This window comes from Kribbella antiqua, from assembly GCF_004345665.1.
GTDB lineage: Bacteria > Actinomycetota > Actinomycetes > Propionibacteriales > Kribbellaceae > Kribbella > Kribbella antiqua.
Genome location: NZ_SLWR01000001.1, coordinates 888,140 through 910,916, shown reverse-complemented (window position 1 = coordinate 910,916; position 22,777 = coordinate 888,140). Strand labels below are relative to the sequence as shown.

At 68.3% G+C, this 22,777-nt stretch carries 17 protein-coding genes; 15 read left to right on the top strand and 2 right to left on the bottom strand.

The genetic code is table 11. The features are described 5' to 3' along the window. Positions 1 to 96 precede the first annotated feature (96 nt). From ftsZ to EV646_RS04360, 7 genes are all read left to right on the top strand, one after another. Positions 97 to 1,647: a cell division protein FtsZ gene (ftsZ, locus tag EV646_RS40885; protein ID WP_132144074.1), complete on the top strand. Its 1,551-nt coding sequence runs from the start codon at positions 97 to 99 to the stop codon at positions 1,645 to 1,647. A gap of 28 nt (positions 1,648 to 1,675) precedes the next feature. Further along, positions 1,676 to 2,401: a purine nucleoside phosphorylase YfiH/LACC1 family protein gene (locus EV646_RS04390; RefSeq protein ID WP_132144072.1), complete on the top strand. Its 726-nt coding sequence runs from the start codon at positions 1,676 to 1,678 to the stop codon at positions 2,399 to 2,401. Next, the gene (locus EV646_RS04385; RefSeq protein ID WP_132144070.1) at positions 2,398 to 3,111 is read left to right on the top strand and encodes a YggS family pyridoxal phosphate-dependent enzyme; all 714 of its coding nucleotides are present in this window, start codon (positions 2,398 to 2,400) and stop codon (positions 3,109 to 3,111) included. The genes EV646_RS04390 and EV646_RS04385 overlap by 4 nt, the downstream gene beginning before the upstream one ends. Before the next feature lie 71 nt (positions 3,112 to 3,182). Then, positions 3,183 to 3,737, top strand: a complete 555-nt coding sequence (locus EV646_RS04380; RefSeq protein WP_132144068.1) for a cell division protein SepF — start codon at positions 3,183 to 3,185, stop codon at positions 3,735 to 3,737. A 42-nt stretch (positions 3,738 to 3,779) separates the two neighbouring features. Beyond that, positions 3,780 to 4,085, top strand: coding sequence for a YggT family protein (locus EV646_RS04375; protein ID WP_132144066.1), 306 nt, complete (start codon positions 3,780 to 3,782; stop codon positions 4,083 to 4,085). 210 nt (positions 4,086 to 4,295) lie between these two features. Continuing rightward, the gene (locus EV646_RS04370; RefSeq protein WP_132144064.1) at positions 4,296 to 5,054 is read left to right on the top strand and encodes a DivIVA domain-containing protein; all 759 of its coding nucleotides are present in this window, start codon (positions 4,296 to 4,298) and stop codon (positions 5,052 to 5,054) included. Between the two features lie 620 nt (positions 5,055 to 5,674). Continuing rightward, positions 5,675 to 6,151: a MarR family winged helix-turn-helix transcriptional regulator gene (locus tag EV646_RS04360; RefSeq protein ID WP_132144062.1), complete on the top strand. Its 477-nt coding sequence runs from the start codon at positions 5,675 to 5,677 to the stop codon at positions 6,149 to 6,151. Here EV646_RS04360 and ileS read toward each other — a convergent pair. Then, positions 6,148 to 9,297 (bottom strand): isoleucine--tRNA ligase, encoded by a 3,150-nt coding sequence (gene ileS, locus EV646_RS04355; protein ID WP_132144060.1) that lies wholly within the window; start codon positions 9,295 to 9,297, stop codon positions 6,148 to 6,150. The genes EV646_RS04360 and ileS overlap by 4 nt on opposite strands. 525 nt (positions 9,298 to 9,822) lie before the next feature. On the opposite strand from ileS, the gene EV646_RS04350 reads away from it, so the two are divergent. Genes EV646_RS04350 through EV646_RS04335 form a run of 4 tightly spaced genes read left to right on the top strand, consistent with a single transcriptional unit; the run spans position 9,823 to position 12,678 of the window. After that, on the top strand, positions 9,823 to 10,521 hold the full coding sequence (locus EV646_RS04350; RefSeq protein WP_132144058.1) for a TraR/DksA family transcriptional regulator: 699 nt from the start codon (positions 9,823 to 9,825) through the stop codon (positions 10,519 to 10,521). Positions 10,522 to 10,544: 23 nt separating this feature from the next. Continuing rightward, positions 10,545 to 11,141, top strand: coding sequence for a signal peptidase II (gene lspA / locus EV646_RS04345; protein ID WP_241995267.1), 597 nt, complete (start codon positions 10,545 to 10,547; stop codon positions 11,139 to 11,141). Positions 11,142 to 11,155: 14 nt separating this feature from the next. Further along, on the top strand, positions 11,156 to 12,064 hold the full coding sequence (locus EV646_RS04340) for an RluA family pseudouridine synthase (protein WP_132144823.1): 909 nt from the start codon (positions 11,156 to 11,158) through the stop codon (positions 12,062 to 12,064). Beyond that, positions 12,061 to 12,678, top strand: coding sequence for a Type 1 glutamine amidotransferase-like domain-containing protein (locus EV646_RS04335; RefSeq protein WP_132144054.1), 618 nt, complete (start codon positions 12,061 to 12,063; stop codon positions 12,676 to 12,678). Before EV646_RS04340 ends, EV646_RS04335 begins: the two co-directional genes overlap by 4 nt. On the opposite strand, the gene EV646_RS04330 is transcribed toward EV646_RS04335, so the two are convergent. Next, positions 12,675 to 13,466, bottom strand: a complete 792-nt coding sequence (locus EV646_RS04330; RefSeq protein ID WP_132144052.1) for an alpha/beta hydrolase — start codon at positions 13,464 to 13,466, stop codon at positions 12,675 to 12,677. The genes EV646_RS04335 and EV646_RS04330 overlap by 4 nt on opposite strands. A 59-nt stretch (positions 13,467 to 13,525) precedes the next feature. Here EV646_RS04330 and EV646_RS39825 point away from each other — a divergent pair, with 59 nt between their 5' ends. The 4 genes from EV646_RS39825 to dnaE all read left to right on the top strand — a co-directional run bounded on the left by EV646_RS39825 (position 13,526) and on the right by dnaE (position 22,761). Then, the gene (locus EV646_RS39825; protein ID WP_132144050.1) at positions 13,526 to 15,844 is read left to right on the top strand and encodes an ATP-binding protein; all 2,319 of its coding nucleotides are present in this window, start codon (positions 13,526 to 13,528) and stop codon (positions 15,842 to 15,844) included. A gap of 110 nt (positions 15,845 to 15,954) precedes the next feature. After that, on the top strand, positions 15,955 to 17,619 hold the full coding sequence (locus tag EV646_RS04320; protein ID WP_132144048.1) for a glycoside hydrolase family 13 protein: 1,665 nt from the start codon (positions 15,955 to 15,957) through the stop codon (positions 17,617 to 17,619). A 445-nt stretch (positions 17,620 to 18,064) separates the two neighbouring features. Continuing rightward, complete coding sequence (locus EV646_RS04315) at positions 18,065 to 19,057, top strand: hypothetical protein (RefSeq protein ID WP_132144046.1); 993 nt, start codon at positions 18,065 to 18,067, stop codon at positions 19,055 to 19,057. A gap of 155 nt (positions 19,058 to 19,212) precedes the next feature. Next, positions 19,213 to 22,761, top strand: coding sequence for a DNA polymerase III subunit alpha (gene dnaE / locus EV646_RS04310; RefSeq protein WP_132144044.1), 3,549 nt, complete (start codon positions 19,213 to 19,215; stop codon positions 22,759 to 22,761). The last annotated feature ends 16 nt before the right edge of the window (positions 22,762 to 22,777 follow it).

Here is a 22,777-nt window from a genome sequence, read left to right as displayed (position 1 = left end):
GCATCCACTTGAGGTTCAGTCTTTTCGCTGGAACTTTTCGCTGGAACAGGGGCCAACCGGCCACAACGGGAACAGAACGAGGCGAGAGGCGCGGACGTGGCGGCACCGCAGAACTACCTGGCACTCATCAAGGTCGTCGGCATCGGCGGAGGCGGCGTGAACGCCGTCAACCGGATGATCGAGCACGGTCTGAAGGGCGTTGAGTTCATCGCCATCAACACCGACGCGCAGGCGCTGTTGATGAGCGACGCGGACGTCAAGCTCGACATCGGCCGGGAGGAGACCCGGGGCCTCGGCGCCGGCGCCAACCCGGCGATCGGGCAGAAGGCCGCCGAGGACCACGCCGAGGAGATCGAGGAGGCGCTGAAGGGCGCCGACATGGTCTTCGTCACCGCCGGCGAGGGTGGTGGTACCGGGACCGGCGGCGCGCCGGTGGTGGCCCGGATCGCCCGTTCGCTCGGCGCCCTGACCATAGGCGTCGTCACGCGGCCGTTCTCGTTCGAGGGAAAGCGGCGCGCGACCCAGGCAGAAGACGGCATCGCCACCCTCCGCGAGGAGGTGGACACGCTGATCGTCATCCCGAACGACCGGCTGCTGACCATCTCCGACCGGGCCGTGTCCGTGCTGGACGCGTTCAAGCAGGCCGACCAGGTGCTGCTGCAGGGTGTCTCCGGCATCACCGATCTGATCACCACGCCGGGCCTGATCAACGTGGACTTCGCCGACGTCAAGGCGGTCATGTCGAACGCCGGCTCGGCGCTGATGGGCATCGGCTCGTCCCGCGGCGAGGACCGCGCGGTCGCGGCGGCCGAGGCGGCCATCTCCTCTCCGTTGCTCGAGGCAAGTATCGAGGGAGCGCACGGCGTGCTGCTGTCGATCGCGGGCGGCTCCGACCTGGGCCTGTTCGAGATCAACGAGGCGGCCCAGCTGGTCTCGGAGTCGGCGCACTCGGACGCGAACATCATCTTCGGCGCGGTGATCGACGACGCCCTCGGCGACGAGGTGCGGGTCACCGTGATCGCGGCCGGATTCGACGGCGGGATGCCGAAGCGCCGGACGCAGGGCATGGACTCGGCCCGGCCACAGACTTCCCGGCCGGAGCCCTCCGGATACTCGGCCCCGATGCAGTCGAGTACGACGACTCCACCCGCACAGACGACGCCTCCGGCTGCTGCTCAGCCGCCTGCGAGTCAGCCGCCCGCCAGCCAACCGCCGGCCTCCAACGGTCAGGCTCCCGCGGCTGAGCCGTCGGCTCCCACCGCTTCTGGTGGCTCGTCCAACGGGCAGGCTGCGTCGTCGGGCCAGTCGGGCCAGTCCGGTCAGTTCGCGAACCCGCCGGCGCCCACCGACGACACCGTCCCGGTCCCGACCCAGAACGAGGGCCGTCCCGGCGTCGGTACGACGAACTCCGCGCGCCCGCAGCCCGGCGACCCGGTGCGTACCGTGCAGTCGGGCCAGCAGTCGCCGCACCAGGCGCCGCACACCCCGGCTTCGCCGACCGCGCCGACCACCCAGCACTCGTGGCCGACCAACGGCCCCAGCACGTCGTCGAACGCGAGCACCAACTCGTCCCAGCCCACCCCGACCCGTCCGGCCCGCAAGCCCGAGCCGGAAGAGGACCTCGACATCCCGGACTTCCTGAAGTAAGGCGCATCCGGGCCGGTAGGCTCTGGATGTGTTCGGGTATGACGAGGTTCTCCGCGACGTTCGCTTCGCCTTCACTGACCGCTTCGGCGGTGCGAGCCAAGCGCCGTACGGCGAACTGAACCTCGGCGGATCGGGTGAGGACCCGGAGTTGATCGCGGAGAACTTCCGGCTGGTCGCGGATGCGTTCGGGGTGCGGCCGGAGGGGATTGTCCGGGTCAGCCAGGTGCATGGCCGGGACGTGTACGTCGTACAGCCTGATGACGAGCTGCCGTTGAGCCCGATGCCGACGGCGGATGCGCTCGTCACCACCAGGTCCGATGTGGTGCTGGCCGTGCGCGCCGCGGATTGCCTGCCCGTATTGCTTGCCGGTGACGGCGTGATCGGAGCGGCCCATTCCGGACGCAAGGGGATGTACGTCGGCGTCGTACCGGCGACCGTCGAAGCGATGCGCGAGCTCGGCGCGTCGCGGATCACCGCCGTCCTCGGGCCGTACGCGTGTGGCAACTGCTACGAGGTGCCGGCCGAGATGCGGGCCGAGGTGGCCGAGCGGGTGCCGGCGTCGTACGCGGAGACGAGTTGGGGTACGCCGTCGATCGACGTGGCTGCGGGGGTCAAGGCGCAACTGGCCGAGCTGGACGTCGAGCTGATCGACGCGACCAGCTGCACGATCGAGTCGGAGAATCTGTACTCCTACCGGCGCGAGGGCCCGGTCAGTGGACGCCTGGCCGGCCTCGTGAAGCTCCCGACGCGATGAGCGGGCGTGAGGACGAGCTGCGGGGGAATCTGCGGCTGGTGCGGGAGCGGATCGAGAAGGCCTGTGAGGCGGCCGGCAGGTCGTCGGACGAGGTGACTCTTGTCGCGATCACCAAAACCTTCCCAGTCAGCGACGTACGGGCTCTGGCGGCCCTCGGCGTCCAGGACGTCGGCGAGAACCGGGAGCAGGAGCTCAAGGCGAAGGCGCCGGAGTGCCCGGATGTCACCTGGCACTTCGTCGGGCAGCTGCAGTCGAAGAAGGCTCGCTCGGTCGTTCGGCACGCGTCGGTCGTGCACTCGGTGGATAGGTCTTCACTGGTCGCCGCGCTGTCGAAGGCCGCGGTCGCCGAAGAGCGGACTGTCCGGTGCCTGCTGCAGGTGAGCCTGGCGTCGTACGGATCGGCTGACGCCGCGACCGGGTTCAGCCGCGGGGGAGTCGAGCCGGACGCCGTACTGGATCTGGCCGGTGAGGTGGCCGCAGCGGACGGGCTGGAGCTCGGTGGGGTGATGGCGGTGGCGCCGCTGGGATCGGACCCCGATGAGGCGTTCGACGCACTGCGGGTAGTAGCCTCCTGGTTACGCTCCGAACATCCGAAGGCGGACTGGATCTCGGCCGGGATGACCGGCGATCTGGACGCCGCGATCCGGCATGGGGCGACACACGTCCGGCTCGGGCGCGCCTTACTCGGTACGCGCACTCCGCTCGGTTAGTGTCGACATCGAGCAGGTTTTCACTTCCTGCTCACCGTTGTCGTCGAACCGGATCGAGAGGCTGGAGGGCCATGAGCGGCGCGCTGCGCAAGATGGGTGTGTACCTCGGCTTGGTCGAGGACGGGGAGCGCTACAACGCGCGGTACGACGACGAGTTCGACGACTACGACGAATACGACGACGAAGCCGCCGACGGGGAGTCCGCGGAGGCCGAGCCGGCGCCCGCCGGTCGGGAGAGCCGCGAGACCCGGGCCGAGTCCCATTCTCACGGCCGCGAGGAGACCGGCGGCACGGTCAGCAAGTTCCCAGATCGACGTGGTGTCGCACCGTCCCCGGAGGTTACCGAGTTGGCCCGCATCACCACCGTGCACCCGCGCAGCTACAACGAGGCGCGAGTCATCGGTGAGCACTTCCGCGACGGTACGCCCGTCATCATGAACCTGACCGAGATGGACCACGCCGACGCCAAGCGGCTGGTTGACTTCGCCGCCGGGCTGATCTTCTGCTGCCGTGGCTCGATCGAGCGGATCACCACCAAGGTGTTCCTGGTCTGCCCGCCGAACGTGACGGTGGCGGCCGAGGAGAAGGAGAAGATCGCCGCGGATGGGTTCTACAACCAGAGCTGACCCGCGCACCGTTTCCGCCGGTCTTCTACACTCATTGACGACATGGTTGCTCTAGCGCTCGTCCTCACGGTTCTCAGCTGGGTGCTGCTCGCCTTCTTCCTGGCGCTGGTGGCGCGGTTCGTGCTCAGTCTGATCGTCATGTTCGCGCCGCAGTGGCACCCGAAGGGGCCGTTGCTGCTGTTCTTCGAGCTGATCTACTCGATCACCGATCCGTTCCTGCGGCCGCTGCGGCGGATCCTGCCCCCGATCGGGGCCGGCGGGATCCGGATCGACCTGTCCATGCTGATGCTGTTCGTCATCGTCTCGCTGGCGATGTCGATCAACTCGACCGCGCTGAACTCGCTGTGACCCAGTGGGAACCAGTTCGGGCAGCCCGAAGTCGGAGGGTACGAACGCCGGCGACAGGGTAGGTACAGTCTCGACAAAAACGGGGTAGGTGGACCGTTATCGCCCGCCCGGATTCCGTCATAAGACAACGAAGCGATAACGTGATCTACTGAGTCGCCGATGGTGAAGGCCGCGGGGACTCCGCCAAGACACAGACAAACGAGGTGAAAGATGCCGCTGACGCCGGATGACGTCCGCTCGAAGCAGTTCACGCCCGTCCGATTGCGGGAGGGCTACGACGTCACTGAGGTCGACTCCTTCCTCGACGAGGTCGAAGCCGAGCTCGAGCGACTTCTCGCCGAGAACGAGGAGCTGCGGGCCAAGCTCGCGGCGGCTCAGCGCGCGGGTGCGGGGCAGGACCGGCCGGTCGACCAGACCGCCGCGCTGCCGCCCGTCGTGCAGCAGCCCAAGCCCCCGGTCGTGGTCGAGAAGCCGGAGGAGAAGCCACCTGTTGTCGCGCCTGTAGCGGCCGCGGGGGCTGCTGCGGCGGCTGGAACCGTCGGCGACGCCTCCAGCTCCGCGGTGCGGCTGCTGGAGATGGCGACCAAGCACTCCGACGACCTGGTCCAGGAGGCGAAGGACACCGCCGACAAGATCATCGGCGAGGCCCGCGCCAAGGCCGAGCGGCTGGAGAACGAGGCGCGCGGCAAGGCCGACCGGATGACCGGCGAGGCCCGTGCCCGCGCCGAGAAGCTGGACGGCGAGATCGCCGAGCGCCGCGCCCAGATGCTGGGCACGCTGGAGAAGCAGAAGGGCCAGCTGGAGCGCACGATCGACGACCTGCACGCCTACGAGCGCGAGTACCGCAGCCGGCTGAAGACCTACTTCACCGAGCAGCTCAAGGCGCTGGGCAACGGCGACGACACGCTCAGCCCGCGCAACGGCTTCCGCCCGGAGGCTCGCGCCCAGGCCCACGGCCACGGCGTCTAAAACCTCGGGACAAGAGGCGGTGCTTTCCGGCGGCACCGCCTCTTCGTCATGTCCGGGCTCTTTTGACCCACCGTCCCGTCCTGGTGACACGGAGTCAGGCCAGGTCAACGGTCCTCTTCTTCCGCTGAGGGTTTCGACGTCGGTCAGCCGCAGACGGTACGGCGTCAGCCGCAGCAGCGAAGGTGATTCCCCCGCGGGACCAGCGGGGAACACGCTCCAGAAGTCATATCCGAGCGGTGCCGGAGCGGCTCGATACAGCTCCCACACTCGTTGCCGGGTCGCCACATCGCCGACCCAATCGGCGCGGCAGTCCGCCACCGCCACGTCCTGGCCGGGTTCCCAGTAGCTACAGCTCAGATACGGGCTGTAGGCAACATGCCGCACCTTCACCGGCGTCGCCCGGGTCACGATCCACCCGACCAGTCCGCCCGCCTCCGGGTTGCCGGTTTCGCCGGCCAGTTCCCAGAGGGGATGGAGGATCCGGGTTCGGGGCCGGTTGTCCGGGCCGACCGTTGCCACTGTGCACCAGACGATGCGGTGGGCTCTTTGGACAAACTCTTTTTGCACAACCATGGTTGTAGGTTAGCTTATGCACAACCTCGGTTGTATAGTTCGGTGGTATGGACTTCGACCCGGTGGATGCTGACCTGTCGCTGGCCAGCCTGTTCACCGGGTGGGCCCTGGCTGACGAGGTGCAGCGCCGGCTGGTCGCGGATGGGTTCACCGACACCCGGTTCGCAGACGGTGTGGTCTTTCAGCATCTGGTTGGCGGGCCGTTGACGATCAGCGCGTTGGCCGAGCGGATGAAGGTGACGCAGCAGGCCGCATCCAAGTCGGTGGTCGATCTGGAGAAGCGCCAGTACGTTGCCCGAGCCCCCGATCCCGCCGACGCTCGGGCGCGGATCGTCGTACTGACGGAGCGGGGGAACGGGGTGATCGCGGCTGCGCGGAGGCATCGGGCTGCGCTGGAGTCAGAACTTCGTCAGGCTTTGGGGGTCGATCGCGTCGAGGCGGCGCGGTTGCTGCTGGTCGACGCGATCAACCTCCTCGGCGCCGCTCCGGCTCTGCGGGCCAGAGCGGCGCGGCCGCCGCGTTAGGCCTTGGTCAGCCAGTAGGTCAGCTGCAGGTCCTCTTCGGTGCCGGTGGCAACGTCGGCGGACTCCGACGGGACCGCCTGGCTGAGCTCGACGGCGAGGACCTCGCGGGCGATCTCGTCGGCATGCTTGCCGAGGGCATCGGACAGGTCGGCGTCCGTGGACGTCAGCCAGACCTTGATCCGGTCGGACACCTCGAGGCCGGCGTTCTTACGGGCCTCCTGCAACGTCCGGACCACCTCGCGGGCCAGGCCGGCCTGCTTGAGCTCCGGGGTGACTTCGAGGTCGAGGGCAACGGTCTCGCCCTGCTCGTTGACCACTGACCAGCCCTCGCGTGGCCGCTCCGACAGCAGCACCTCGGACTCGCTCACCTGGACGTCCTCGCCGTCGACCACGACAGTCGCCGTACCGGACTCCTTCAGGGCAGCGGCCAGCGCGGCGGCGTCGGCAGCGGCGATCGCGGCCGCGACCACCGGCGTCTGCTTGGCGAACCGCTTGCCGAGCTCGCGGAAGTTGCCCTTGGCAGAGAACTCGACCAGGTCGGCGCCCGCCGAGGACAGCGGCTCGACCGAGCCGACGTTCAGCTCGTCCGCGATCTCCTGCAGCAGCTCCGGCGACAGGTCTGCGATCGCGGCCGACCCGACCAGTGCCCGGGACAGCGGCTGGCGCGTCCGTACCTTGGCCTCCGCCCGCGCCGACCGGCCGAGCTCCACGACCCGGCGGGCCATCGACACGTGCTGCGCGAGTACGTCGTCGATGAGCGTCTCGTCGTACGACGGGAACTGCGCCAGGTGCACCGACTCCGGCAGACCGGGCGTGACCGGGCGGAAGACCTCCTGCCAGACCCGCTCGGTCACGAACGGCGTCAGCGGCGCCATCACCCGGGTGAGCACGTCGAGCGTCTCGTGCAGTGTCGCCAGCGCGCCGGCGTCCCCGGACCAGAAGCGCCGGCGCGAGCGCCGTACGTACCAGTTCGAGAGGACGTCGACGAACGAGTTGATCAGCAGACCGAGCTTCTGCGTGTCATACGCCGCGTAGGCCTCGTCGGTGTCCCGGACGAGCCGGTGCGTCTCGCTGACCAGCCACCGGTCCAGCACCGACCGCTCCGCCACAGGCGGCGCGTCGGACGGCGACCAGTCGGCCAGCCGCGCGTAGAGCGCGTGGAAGGCGACACTGTTCCAGTAGGTGAGCAGCACCTTCCGGACGATCTCGTTGAGCACGTTCGGCCCGATGCCGCGCGCCTTCCACGGCGACCCGGAGGCGGCCATGAACCAGCGCACCGCGTCCGCGCTGTGGTCGTCCATCAGCGGGATCGGCTCCAGGATGTTGCCCAGGTGCTTGGACATCTTCCGGCCGTCCTCGGCCAGGATGTGCCCGAGGCAGACGACGTTGCGGTACGACGACTCGTCGAAGACCAGCGTGCCGACCGCCATCAGCGTGTAGAACCAGCCGCGGGTCTGGTCGATCGCCTCGGAGATGAAGTCGGCCGGGTACGCCTGCTCGAACTTTTCCTGCGACCCCTCGGCCCAGGGGTAGCCCCACTGTGCGAACGGCATCGCACCCGAGTCGTACCAGGCGTCGATCACCTCCGGCACCCGTCGCGCCTCGGCGCCACAGGTAGGGCAGTCGAAGGTGATGTCGTCGACGTACGGCCGGTGCGGGTCGGTGGCGCTCAGGTCGCGCCCGGCCAGCTCACCCAGCTCGGCCAGCGAGCCGACACACACCTGGTGGTCGTCCTCGCACCGCCAGATCGGCAGCGGCGTACCCCAGTAGCGGGACCGGGAGACGGCCCAGTCGATGTTGTTCCGGAGCCAGTCGCCGTACCGGCCCCACTTCACCGACTCCGGGTACCAGTTGGTCTTCTCGTTCTCCCGCAGCAGGGCGTCCTTCACCTGCGTCGTACGGATGTACCAGGAGGGGAGGGCGTAGTACATGACCGGGGTGTGGCAGCGCCAGCAGTGCGGGTACGGGTGCTCGTACGGCACGTGCCGGAAGAGCACTCCACGCTCCTGCAGGTCCTTGACCAGGTCCTCGTCCGCCTTCTTGAAGAACTGCCCGCCGACGAGCGGCACGTCGGCGGCGAAGTGCCCGTCCGACTCGACCGGGTTCACGACCGGCAGACCGTACTCACGGCACACCGCGAGGTCGTCCGCACCGAACGCGGGCGACTGGTGCACCAGACCGGTCCCGTCCTCGGTGGTGACGTACTCCGCGAGTACGACGTAGTGCGCCGGCTCCGGGAACTCCACCAGCTCGAACGGGCGCTGGTACGTCCAGCGCTCCATCTCACGGCCGGTGTACTCGCCGGTGACGGTCCAGCCCTCGCCCAGCGTGCTCAGCAGCGGCTTAGCCACCACGAGCGACTCCGTGCCGTCAGTGGCTACGACGTACTCGACGTCGGGGTGCACGGCGACAGCTGTGTTGGAGACCAGCGTCCACGGCGTGGTGGTCCAGACCAGTAGTGACGCCTTGCCGGCCAGCGGGCCCGACGTGAGCGGGAGGCGCACGTACACCGAGGGGTCGACGACGGTCTCGTAGCCCTGGGCCAGCTCGTGGTCCGACAGACCGGTGCCACAGCGGGGGCAGTACGGCGTGATGCGGTAGTCCTCGACCAGGAGGCCCTTGTCGTGGATCTGCTTGAGCGACCACCACACGGACTGCACGTACTCCGGGTCCATCGTCCGGTACGGGTGCTCCAGGTCGACCCAGTAGCCCATCCGGACGGTCAGCTCGTTGAATGCGTCCACGTGCCGCAGCACCGACTCGCGGCACTTGGCGTTGAACTCGGCGATGCCGTAGGCCTCGATGTCGGTCTTGCCGTTGAAGCCGAGTTCCTTCTCCACCGCGACCTCGACCGGCAGGCCGTGGCAGTCCCAGCCGGCCTTCCGCTCGACCCAGAAGCCCTTCATGGTCCGGTAGCGCGGGAAGACGTCCTTGAAGACGCGTGCCTCGATGTGGTGCGTGCCGGGCATGCCGTTCGCGGTCGGCGGGCCCTCGGAGAAGGTCCACGGCTCGCCGCCGGCGGACTGTTCGAGGCTCTTGGTGAAGGTGTCGTGGGCGTCCCAGTGCGCGAGGATGTCGCGCTCGAGCGCGGGGAAGTCAACTTGCGCGGGAACCTGCCGCCAGGGGGTGCCGGGATTTGCGGCCATCGTTGCGTCGTCCTTCGTCGAGCCTGATGCGTGCTGGACGAGGGACGAAGCGCCGGCGTTGGCCGGTGCCGCGCGGTACCACCCTCCTTGGTGATCCTGAGTGTGGATCACCCACTTCCTTTACGCGTCGCTGCCGGTTCTAATAGGTCGCTACAGGACCGTTCTTCCGGCGGCTCCGGGGTGATGGCCCCATCACTGCCTTGCGGATCGCAGCCCTCAGTGTACGACGTCGTACCGGGTGACTACGAATCGTTAATCAGTGGTCAGGCCAGAGCCGGGGCGGGAGAATCTGGTCGACGTGAAGGGGGAGGAGAGCGATATCAGGCCGGGGCTCGAACGTTTGCCCCGGCTAAGGCAGACGGGTGCCGAAATACCCCTGTGACGCGCGGAACATCGAGTGGGCTTGAAGAACCGACTACCGTATGTCCACGGTCTGCGCGTCGCACTGGCACGAGGTGAGTACGTGGCCTAGTGTCATGCGCCCAGTCCGCTTCAGTCTCCGACGAAGGCAGGGGGTAGCTGACCATGGCTACATCGGCTCCCAAGAAGTCCGCCCCCCAACGCTCCGCCACGGCCAAGAAGAGTGCCGCGAAGTCCAGCGAGACGGTCAAGAAGAAAACTGCGGCCCGTAAGACGCCGGCGAAGACCACGCCGGCCAAGAAGACTTCCGCGCAGCAGACGGCGGCGAAGAAGACGCCGGCCAAAACCGCGGCCAAGAGAACGACGGCGAAGACCCCTGCCAAGAAAGCTCCGACGAAGAGGGTGGCCATGAAGACGAACGAGAACAGGACACCGGCGACGGCGCCGGCCAAGTCCGCCCCGCACAAGGCAGAGACCCTCACGGTGAAGGCCGGCGAGACCCCGTGGACGGCGGCCGAGCTGGCCGAACTGCGCGGTGAGCTGGAGGCCGACGTGGTGCACCTGCAGAAGGAGATCCGCGACGCCGAGCAGGAGATCGTCGGACTGCTCCGGGACGGCGGTGACGGCGCCGGCAACGACCAGGCCGACGTCGGCTCCACCACGCTGGAGCGGGACCACGAAATGTCGCTGGCGAACAACGCCCGGGACATGGTCGACCAGATCGAGCGCGCGCTGGCCCGGATCGAGGACGGCACCTACGGTATCTGCGAGAGCTGCGGCAACGCGATCGGCAAGGGTCGGTTGCAGGCGTTCCCGCGTGCGACACTGTGCGTGTCATGCAAAGAACGCGAAGAACGCCGCTGAGCGACCCCGCCTCGTCCCATCAGGTGGGGGACGCAGAGTCACCGGAACCGGCCGACGTCGAGTCGGCCGGTTCTCCGTCGTCTCCGGAGCCTGATGCTCCCGAACCTGACGCCGTCACGCCGAAGGCACGATCCTGGAAATGGATGGTGCTGTTCGGTGGGGTTGGCCTGCTGATCCTGTTCCTGGATCAGCTGACCAAGGCGCTGGCGTTGGAGCATCTGACGCCGGGTGAGCCGGTCAATGTGATCGGGACGTTCCTGAAGTTCAACCTGATCCGGAACTCCGGCGCGGCCTTCAGCCTAGGCACCGGGTACACGCCGGTGATCAGCGCGGTCCAGATCATCGTCGCGGTCGGCGTCATCTACCTGTCCCGGCGGCTCGGGTCGGTGGGTTGGGCGGTGGCGTTCGGGTTCCTGTTCGGCGGCGCGGTCGGCAACATCATCGACCGGATCTTCCGCGAGCCGTCGCCGTTCCACGGGCACGTGGTCGACTTCCTGCAGACGCCGCATTGGGCGATCTTCAACGTCGCGGACATGGCCGTCACCTCGGCCGCCATCCTGCTGGTGATCCAGACCCTGCGCGGGATCAAGCTCGACGGCACCCGGGAGATCCGGAAGTGAGTGCCCGGACGGTGATGGTGCCCGACGGCCTCGCCGGCGAGCGCCTCGACGCGGCGCTGTCCCGGCTGTTCGGCGTCTCCCGGACCAAGGCCGCCGAGCTTATCGAGTCCGGTCTGGTCCAGGTCGACGGCGTACCGGCGCCGAAGTCCGCCCGCGTCGCCGCCGGCGTCCTGCTCGACGTCGAGCTACCACCTCCGCCCGCCGAAGTGACCGTCGTACCGGAGACGGTGGAAAACCTCCGGATCGTGTACGGCGACGACGAGATCATCGTGGTCGACAAACCGGTCGGCGTCGCCGCGCACCCGTCACCCGGCTGGACCGGTCCGACCGTGATCGGCCACTTGGCCGGCGCCGGGTTCAATATCTCGACCAGCGGCGCCGCCGAGCGCAAGGGCATCGTGCATCGGCTCGACGTCGGCACATCCGGCCTGATGGTCGTCGCCAAGACGGAGTACGCCTACACCGTCCTGAAGCGCGCCTTCAAGGAGCGGACCGTCCGCAAGATCTACCACGCGCTGGTCCAGGGCCATCCCGACCCGTTCACCGGCACCGTCGACGCCCCGATCGACCGGCACCCGCATCACGACTACAAGTTCGGCGTCGTCGCGGGCGGCAAGCCGAGCGTGACCCACTACGAGACGCTCGAGGCGTTCCGGTACGCGACCCTGCTCGAGATCACCCTCGAGACCGGCCGCACCCACCAGATCCGCGTCCACATGTCCGCGATCGGGCACCCGTGCTGCGGCGATCTCACGTACGGCGCCGACCCGGTGCTCGCGGAGCGGCTACAGCTGAGCCGGCAATGGCTGCACGCGATGCGCCTCGGCTTCGACCACCCCGGCACCGGTGAGTACGTCGAGTTCACCTCGGAGTACCCGGATGACCTCGACCACGCCCTCGACCTCCTGGTCGACGCGCAATGAAGCTGTACCTCTCCTCCTTCCGCCTCGGCGACCACCCGGAGCGCCTCGTCGCGCTCCTCCCGCCGGGCGGCCGGGTCGCGGTCATCTGCAACTCGATCGACACCGAGGACCCCGCCGTACGACGGGAGAAGGTCGCCGACGAGATCACCTGGCTCACCGAACTCGGCCTGCACCCAGAAGAGCTCGACCTCCGGGACGAGACCGACCTCCGGGCGCGGTTCCTCGAGTACGACGGCGTGTGGGTGCGCGGCGGCAACGTGTTCGTGCTGCGGGCAGCGATGGCGCGGAGTGGGGCCGACAAGGTCCTGCCGGAGCTGGTCCGCGACGGTCAGCTCGTGTACGCCGGCTACAGCGCCGGACCGTGCGTCCTCACGCCCAGCCTGCGCGGCCTCGAGTTGTGCGACGACGCCGACGCGGTCGACGGCGAGCTCATCTGGGACGGCCTCGGCCTCCTCGACCACGCGATCGTCCCGCACCTCGACTCACCCGGTCACCCCGAGACGGAGCTCCTCGCGAAGGTGGCCGAGCTCTACGACCGGACCGGCGTACCGTATCTCCCCATGCGCGACGGTCAGGCTCTCGTCATCGACGGGGACCACCGCGAACTGATCTAGAGCTGGTCAGCGAGCCTGACCACGGCCGCGATCACTGAAGGGCCGTGGACCAGCGAGGCGTCGTTGTGGTCGGCGCCCGCGATCTCGACCAGATCCTTCAACGTCGGAGCGGCCTGAGCCACAGACCGGCTCTGCGACGGCGGAACGATCGAGTCGGCGCTGCCGTAGACCACCACGACCGGCACCTTCACCCCGGCCAGTTGCTCGGCCAGCGGGAACTTGTCGCGGAGCAGCAGCCGGACCGGCAGGAACGGATAGTGCTCCCGCCCGACCGACGCCAGGTCGACGAACGGCGACCGCAGTACCAGCCCTCCCGGCGCCGCCTCAGTCGCCAACGCAGTCACCACCGCGCCCCCGAGGCTCTCACCGAAGTAGATGATCCGCTCCGGAGGTAGGCCGGCCTTCTCGACCAGATACCGCTGAGCCGCCCGCACGTCCCGGGCAAGCCCTCGCTCAGTCGGACTGCCCTCGTTGCCGCCATAGCCGCGGTAGTCGAACAGCAACACCGTCATGCCTTCAGCAGCCAGTGCCTGCGCGAGCGGAGCCCGTCCGGCCCGGTTGCCGCCGTTGCCATTGGCGACCAGTACGGCGATGCCACGGTCAGGCTGCCGCGCCGGCACCAGCGAGGCATCCAGCAGCAGGCCGTCGCTCGTCTGCAGCACAACGTCGTTGCCACCGACTCGCGCCGCGGACGTATCCGGCAGGTAGATCAGCTGCCGCTGGTACCCCCACACCACAGCCAGCAGGAGAAGTATTACTGACACCGCAACGACTGCGATGCGCATCATTCCCTCAGTGTGCGCGTCGAGCCGGTCCCAAGCACGGTAATCCGCCCTAGGCTGAGCCAATGGGCGATGGAAGGCCCACTGCGGGTAGGGGGCGGCTCCCGGCTGAGCTGACGAGTTTTGTCGGGCGACGCCGTGAGTTGGCGGACACGCGGCGGTTGCTGTCGAGCAGCCGTCTGCTGACGCTGACCGGCCCCGGCGGTGTCGGCAAGACCCGGCTGGCGCTGCGGATGGCCGCCGACGTACGACGTACGTTCGCCGACGGCGTGTGGTTCGTGGAACTGGCTGCACTCCAAGACCCCGGCCTGCTCCCGCACACACTGGCCGGGGCGCTCGAGCTGAGCCAGATCTCGGCCAACCCGACGGCCGACCTCGCGGACTACCTTGAGGACAAGCATCTGCTGCTGGTGCTCGACAACTGCGAGCAGCTGGCCGAGGCGTGCGCCGTACTGGCGAGCAAGCTGCTGGCTGCGGCACCACAGCTGCGGATTCTCGCCACCAGCCGGCATGTGCTCGGAGTGGAAGGCGAGCAGGTTCTGTCGGTGCCTCCGTTGTCGACACCTCCGGCGGAGGCGCCGAGTGCCGATGCTGATCAGTACGAGTCCCTGGTTCTGTTTGCTGATCGCGTCCGCTCGGTGCTGCCCGAGTTCGAGATCGACGCGGCCAACCGGCAGGAGGTGACCGAGGTGTGCCGCCGACTGGACGGCGTACCGCTGGCACTCGAGCTCGCGGCCGTCTGGATGCGGACGCTGACGCTGTCGCAGATCCTGGACCGCCTCGAGGACCGCTTCCGGCTGCTCGCCAGTGGGCGCCCGGCCGGACCGGCCAGGCAGCAGGCGCTGGACGCGGCCGTCGGCTGGAGCTACGACCTGTGCTCGCCGGCCGAGCGGATGCTGTGGGAGCGGCTGTCCGTCTTCGCCGGCGGCTTCGACCTGGAGAGCGCGGAGGAGGTCTGCTCGAGCGACGTCGACGGTATCCCGCGCGATCACGTGCTCGACCTCGTCGCCGGCCTGGTCAACAAGTCGATCATCACCCGCACGATGGGCACGACCCACACCGTCGCCTGGTACGACATGCTCTCCACCATCTCCGAGTACGGCGGAATGCGGCTCGCGGAGGCCGGCCGGACCAGAGAGTTCCGGCTCCGGCATCGCGACTACTACCGGAGCCTGGCCGCGCGGTGGGCGGAGGACAGCTTCAGTCCGCGGCAGTCCGATTGGTACCTCCGGCTGCGTCGCGAGCACGACAACCTCCGGGCCGCGCTTGACTTCTGCCTGAGCGAGCCGGGCGAGGGGGCGGCCGCCCTGGAGATCGCGGCGCCGATCTGGAATTTCTGGTTCGCTGGGTTCCTGCGCGAGGGCCACCGCTATCTCAGCCGCGCGATCGACGCGGCGCCGGAGCAGACACCGACCCGGGCCCTCGGACTGTGGGCGGGCAGCTATCTGGCGATGTTTCTGGGCGAGGCCGAGGAGCTGACCCGGCTGCTGGCCGAATGTGAGGAACTGGCCGAGCGGTACGACGACGACCGGCTGCGGGCGCGGATCGCAGAGGTGTCGGGTCACGCGCTGATCTATCAGGGCGATCTGGCCGGCGCGATCGGGCTGCTGGAGCGCGGTCTGGCCGGCTTCCGCGCGGTGGGGGATCCGCTCGGTGAGTTCGACATGCTGATTCTGTTGTCGGCGGCAACGTTCTTCCTGGCGGACCCGCGGGTGGAGGACTTCAGCCGGCAGGCCTACGAGCTGGCCTCGTCCCGTGGTGCGGAGTCGTCCAAGGCGTACGCGCTTTGGAGCGTCGGCATCGTCCATTGGCGGGATCACGACCAGTTCGAGGAAGCCACCAGCGCCTTCCGGGAGGCGATCCGATTGTGGCTGCCGCTGAACGACCGTACCGGGATCGGCTTCTGCGTGCAGGCGCTGTCCTGGTGTGCCGGGTCGGCGGCGCCGGACGAGCGTGCGGCCCGGCTGATGGGGGCGTCGCGGGCGGTCTGGCGGTCGAGCGGTGCGCACGTTGACGAGACCACGCCGTACAGCCAGTTCGACACCATGACCGAGCAGCGGATCCGGGCGGCGGTCGGCGACGCGGCGTTCGATGCCGCCTTCGCGCAGGGTGCGGCGTACGCGTTCGAGCAGGCGGTCGGACTGGCGCTGGGGGAGGAGCGCGAGGTCACCACCAAGCCCGGCCTGGCCGGGCGGCTGACCCGGCGCGAGCGTGAGATCGCAGGCCTGATCGGCGAGGGTCTCAGCAACCGCGAGATCGCCGCCCGCCTGGTGATCTCCCAGCGCACCGCGGAGACCCACGTCGAGCACATCCTGAGCAAGCTGTCCTTCAACTCCCGGACGCAAATCGCTCGCTGGATCGCCGAGCACCCCGAACCACGCTGACCAGGTCGGCTACCTACGTAGCCAAATCCGTAGGTGTACCGATGTCTTTGGTCCCTATCGCCGGGATCCTTGCTGACAACGTTGTCCCCCTCACACGTTGCCGAGGTTCCATGTCTGGCGAATCCCCCATCCCGCCGCTGCCGCTGGGCGGCGCGCGCGACTGGTGGCGAACCGCGGTGATCTACCAGGTCTACGTCCGCAGCTTCGCCGACTCCAACGGCGACGGGGTGGGCGACCTCGACGGCGTCCGGGGCCGGCTCGCGTACCTGCGCAGCCTCGGCGTCGACGGCCTCTGGCTCAACCCGTTCTACCCCTCGCCCCAGCACGATCACGGGTACGACGTCGCCGACTACCGCGGTGTCCACCCGGAGTACGGGACCCTCGACGCGTTCGACCGGCTGATCCGGGATGCTCACCGGCTCGACCTCCGGGTGCTCGTGGACGTCGTACCGAATCACTGCTCGATCGAACACCCGTGGTTTGCAGAGGCTCTCGCGGCCGGTCCGGGCAGTCCGGAGCGGGAGCGGTTTCACTTTGCCGAAGGCAATGGTTCAGAGCCGCCGAACAACTGGCGGTCGATCTTCGGTGGCTCCGCGTGGCAGCAGGTCGACGACGGTCAGTGGTACCTGCACACCTTCGCCGCGGAGCAGCCTGACTTCAACTGGCGCCACCCGGAGGTGGTGTCGTCCTTCGAAGAAGTACTGCGGTTCTGGTTCGACCGGGGCGTCGACGGCGTCCGGATCGATGTCGCGCACGGGCTGCACAAGGCCGACGGCCTGCCGGACCACGAGCACGCCGACCTGGACGAGCTCACCGGCGACCCGGTCAACCCCCACGCCTGGAACCAACCCGAGGTGCACGATGTGTGGCGCAGCTGGCGAGCTATCGCGGAGGAGTACACGCAGCGGACCGGCCGGGAGCGGGTCCTCGTCGGCGAGGTGGGCCTGCTGGACACCCAGCAGCTCGCGCAGTACCAGCGTCCGGACGAGCTCCACCAGACCTTCTACTTCGAATTCCTCCGCGCCGAGTGGGACGACCTGTCGCTGTACGACGTGATCGACCGGGGGCTCCAGACGATCGCCGGGTCCGGATCTTCCGTCGCCTGGGTGCTGAACAACCACGACATGCCGCGTTCCGTCACCCGGTATGCCGGAGGGGCACCAGGCGCCGGACCCGGCGATCTCGAACTCGGCGTGGCCCGGGCCCGGGCGGCCGCGCTGCTGATGCTGGCTCTGCCGGGATCGTCGTACCTGTATCAAGGCGAGGAGCTGGGGCTGCCAGAGGTCACCGACCTGCCTGAGCACGTGCTGACCGACCCGATGTTCCACCGCACCGGCGGCGTACGACGAGGCCGCGACGGCTGCCGGGTCCCGCTGCCGTGGACCGCGGAGCACGACGTCTTCGGCTTCTCACCGGACGGATCCGCCGGTACGACGTGGTTGCCGCAGCCGGGGTGGTTCGCCGAGCACGCGGTGGACCGGATGCGCGACGACGGCAGCTCGATGCTGCACCTGTACCGCGAGGCGCTCGCGCTGCGGCACCGCATCCCGGCGCTCGCGGCTGGCTCTGGCTCAGGCGACTTCCGCTGGCTGCCGACGGAGCCCGGCGTTCTCGCGTTCACCCGCGGCGACGGCTTCGCCTGCGTCGTCAACTGCTCGCCCAAGCCGGTGGTGAACCCGGTCGACGGCCCGCTGCTCCTCGCCAGCGACCCCGAGGCCGGCGAAAAACTTCCCCCGAACAGTGCCGTCTGGACCCTCCTGGAGGTCGAGGCGTGATCACGAGCATGTGGATCCTGATGATCGTCACCGGTCTGATCGCGATCCTGATGGTGCGCGACGTAGCGCGAGACCTGAGGGACCGCTGATGCAGACGCCCCCCTCGAACAGTGCCGTCTGGACCCTCCTGCCAGACGGTGCGTAGCCCGGCGGACCTGGCGTGTCGAGTTACCCCTGCTCCGCGCCAGGTCTGCCGCTCCATCCTCACCGCTCCCTCCGGCCGGCGAGGATGGAGCGCCGGCCCCGCCGTCCACCTGCCGCCGGCCGGCGGGGCCCGGCGGTACCCCGCCCCGCCGCCGCCCTTTCTGGTTTGGGGAGCGCTGCACACCCGGAACGACCAGTAGGACTCCCCAGTCGGCTCAACTGGGCGACTGGGGTGGTGGGGATTGTCCACAGAGGTGAGGTTGGTGGGGAGGTGGGGACGAGAGGGGGGCATGTTGTTGGTGTGGGATGGAATGAACTGGGGTTCGAGGAAGTGCGGCGGCTGCAGTTGGGGGCGTTCAGCCGCGGCCAGGCGAATACGTACGGCGTGTCCGACCGGACGCTCGCGGTGCGGTGCCGAAATGGGCTGATTCAGCGTGTCTATCGCCGGGTGTACGTCGACTTCAGCGGCCCCCTGCCGTGGGCGACGCGCGTGTGGGCTGCCTGGTTGGCATATGGACCGGAGGCGGCCGTGGGTGGCGAAACGGCGCTGCGCCGTTATGGGCTCGACGGGGCGTGGGGCGATCAGGTGATCTGGCTGGATATTCCGCATGAACGACGCGTGCGCAGCCAGGCCGGCATCGTGCTCACCCGATGTCGTGATCTGGACGGCAGGGTCGTCGGCTCGCGCGAGCCGCCGATCGTCCGGCTCGAGGTCGCCGTACTGACGGTCGCAAGTCGACGGACCCGGCCGGATGACGCCATCGCGTTGGTGCTCGATGCCTGTCGCCAGCGTCGTACGACGCCGCAACGCCTGCTCGCCGAGTTGGATCGATTGCAGCGACTTCCTCGGCGCGCAGCTTTCGTGGAGGTACTGAAGGACGCCGCGGAGGGTGCCGAGTCGTTCCTGGAGCTGATTTACCTACGCAAGGTAGAACGGGCCCACGGTCTGCCCACCGCCGTACGGCAGGTTCGTGCTGCGAACGGCCGCGGGACGGTGTACCGAGACGCCGAGTATGAGGACTACGGCTTGATCGTCGAGCTCGACGGCCGCGCCGGACACGAGGACGCCGTCTCGCGCTGGCGTGACATGGGCCGCGACAATGCCGCCTTGATGACAGCGAAGCCGACGCTCCGGTTCGGGTACCAGCTGGTCGGCGATCCCTGCGCGGCGGCGGCCCAGGTTGCCCGGGTCCTGCAGATCCGCGGTTGGCGGGGACAGCCCACCCCGTGCGGCCCCACCTGCTCGCTCCTTCCCACGCTCTCGGATTTGGGGAGCGCAGCGCACGCGAATTGATCAGCAGAACTCCCCGGTCTGCGGTGAGGCGGAGAGGGTGACCGGATAGCGGGCGGGTTGGGGGGCTCGTCGGAGAGGCGATGCGGAAAGTGTCTGACGTCGCGATTAGGCTGCTGGGGTCACCCTCACTCACGCCCTGGGAGGTCTGCGTAGACATGGCGTCCAGCGACAGTTTTGTGCATCTACATGTGCACACCGAGTACTCCATGCTGGACGGCGCCGCGCGGATCGACGAGTTGTTCAAAACCGCCCAGGAGATGGGCATGCCGGCGATCGCGACCACCGACCACGGCTACGTGTTCGGTGCGTACGAGTTCTGGAAGACGGCGAAGAAGTACGACGTCAAGCCGATCATCGGCGTCGAGGCGTACCTGACCCCACACACGCACCGCAGCGAGCGCAAGCGGGTCAAGTGGGGCGACGCGAACTCCGGCCGCGACGACGTCTCCGGTAGCGGTGCCTACACGCACATGACGCTGCTGGCGAAGAACACCTCCGGCATGCACAACCTGTTCCGGATGTCCTCGCTGGCCAGTCTCGAGGGCTACTACTTCAAGCCGCGGATGGACCGCGAGCTGCTGAACACCTACGGCCAGGGCCTGATCGCGACCACCGGCTGCCCGTCCGGCGAGGTGCAGACCCGGCTCCGGCTCGGGCAGTACAAGGAGGCCGTCGAGGCAGCCGCGGAGTTCCGCGACATCTTCGGCAAGGAGAACTTCTACTGCGAGCTGATGGACCACGGCCTCGGCATCGAGCGCGACATCCAGAAGGACCTGCTCAAGCTGGCCCGCGAGCTCGACCTGCCGCTGGTCGCGACCAACGACCTGCACTACACCAAGCCCGAGGACGCGACTGCGCACGCCGCGCTGCTGTGCGTCCAGTCCGGCTCGACGCTGTCCGACCCGAACCGGTTCAAGTTCGACGCGAACGAGTTCTACGTCAAGACCGCGGCCGAGATGCGGGAGGTGTGGCGGGAGCTGCCGGAGGCGTGTGACAACACGCTGCTGATCGCCGAGCAGTGCGACGTCAGCTTCACCGAGGGCGAGGGCCGGTTCATGCCCCGGTTCCCCTGCCCGGAGGGTCACAACGAGGAGTCCTGGTTCGTCTCCGAGGTCGAGACCGGCCTGCATGTCCGCTACCCGGCCGGCATCCCGGACGACGTCCGCAAGCAGGCCGAGTACGAGATCGAGGTCATCGTCTCGAAGGGCTACGCCGGCTACTTCCTGGTCGTCGCCGACTTCATCAACTGGGCCAAGAAGAACGGCATCCGGGTCGGCCCGGGCCGTGGTTCCGGCGCCGGCTCGATGTGCGCGTACGCGATGCGGATCACCGACCTGGATCCGCTCCAGCACGGCCTGATCTTCGAGCGCTTCCTGAACCCGGAACGTATGTCGATGCCCGACTTCGACGTCGACTTCGACGACCGCCGCCGCCCCGAGGTGATCCGCTACGTCACCGAGAAGTACGGCGACGACCGGGTCGCGATGATCGTCACCTACGGCACCATCAAGGCCAAGCAGGCGATCAAGGACGCCGGCCGGGTGCTGGACTACCCGTTCGCGATGGGCGACCGGATCACCAAGGCGATGCCGCCGACGGTGATGGGCAAGGACATCCCGCTGTCCGGCATCTTCGACCCGCAGCACAAGCGGTACTCCGAGGCGAACGAGTTCCGCCAGCTGTACGAGTCCGACCAGGACGTCCGCAAGATCGTCGACACCGCCCGCGGCCTGGAGAACCTGAAGCGCCAGTGGGGTGTGCACGCGGCCGGCGTGATCATGTCCAGCGAGCCGCTGATCGACCTGATCCCGATCATGCGCCGCGAGCAGGACGGCCAGGTCATCACCCAGTTCGACTACCCGAGCTGCGAGACGCTCGGCCTGGTCAAGATGGACTTCCTGGGCCTGCGCAACCTGACGATCATGGACGACGCGGTCAAGAACGTCGAGGCCAGCCGCGGCATCAAGCTGGACCTGGACGAACTGGCCAAGTCGCTGGACGACGGGCCGACGTACGAGCTGCTCGCCCGCGGTGACACGCTCGGCGTGTTCCAGTTCGACGGCGGCCCGATGCGGGCGCTGCTGCGGCTGATGAAGCCGGACGGCTTCGAGGACATCTCCGCGGTCGGCGCGCTCTACCGGCCCGGCCCGATGGGCGCGAACTCGCATACGAACTACGCGCTCCGGAAGAACGGCCAGCAGGAGGTCACGTACCTGCACCCGGAGCTTGAGCAGGCGCTGGAGCCGATCCTCGGACCGACGTACGGGCTGATCGTCTATCAGGAGCAGGTGCTGAAGATCGCCCAGGAGCTGGCCGGCTACAGCCTCGGCAAGGCGGATCTGCTCCGCAAGGCGATGGGCAAGAAGAAGAAGGAAGTGCTCGACGCCGAGTACGTCGGCTTCGAGGCCGGCATGCTGTCGAACGGCTTCTCCGCGGCGTCGATCAAGGCGCTCTGGGACGTGCTGGTCCCGTTCTCCGACTACGCGTTCAACAAGGCGCACTCGGCGGCGTACGGGCTGGTCTCGTACTGGACGGCGTACCTGAAGGCGAACTTCCCGGCGGAGTACATGGCCGCCGTCCTGACGTCCGTGAAGGACGACAAGGACAAGATGGCCATCTACCTGAACGAGTGCCGCCGGATGGGCATCAAGGTGCTGCCGCCGGACGTGAACGAGTCGGACTCGAATTTCACCCCGGTCGGCACCGACATCCGCTTCGGCCTGTCCGCGATCCGCAACGTCGGCGTGAACGTGGTGGCCGAGATCGTCGCGGCCCGGGAGGAGAAGGGCCGGTTCACCGACTTCGTCGACTTCATCGACAAGGTGCCGCTGCCGGTCTGCAACAAGCGGGTGATCGAGTCGCTGGCCAAGGCCGGTTCGTTCGACTCGATGGGCCACGCCCGGCGCGCGGTCGTCGCGGTGCACGAGCAGGCGGTCGACGAGGCGATCGACCTGAAGCGGAACGAGGCGCACGGCCAGTTCGACCTGTTCTCGATGGGCGACGACGAGGCGGACGAGGGCGAGGGCAACAGCCGGCTCACCGTCACCGTCCCCGAGATCGAGGAGTGGGACAAGGCGACCAAGCTCGCGCACGAGCGCGACATGCTGGGTCTGTACGTCTCCGACCACCCGCTGTTCGGCGTCGAGCATGTGCTCACCAACGGGACGGACTGCACGATCGGTCAGCTGCTCGCCGACGAGGACCGGCCGGACGGCAGCCGGGTGACCATCGGTGGTCTGGTCACGGCGGTCCAGCGGAAGGTGAACAAGCGCGGCGACATCTACGCGATCGTCACCATCGAGGACCTGGAAGGTTCGATCGAGGTGATGATGTTCTCCTCGGCGTACCAGCTGCACGCGCACCTGCTCAGCAACGACGCGATCATCCTGATGAAGGGCCGGGTGCGGAAGCGCGAGGACCGGATCGAGCTGAGCGGCGACGAGGTCGTCGTGCCGGACCTGACCGAGGGCCCGAGTGGGCCGGTCGTGATCACCATGGCGGTGAACCGATGTACGCCGCCGGTGGTCGACGCGCTGCGTGACGTGTTGCAGTCGCACCCGGGCATGACGGAGGTCCAGCTGCGGCTGCAGGCGCGGCAGAAGACCACGGTGATGCGGATCGGCGACCGGTTCCGGGTGACGCCGACCTCGGCGCTGATGGCGGACCTCAAAGCCCTCCTCGGGCCTTCTTGCCTGGCCAGTTGAGGTGGTTGTGGGTCCG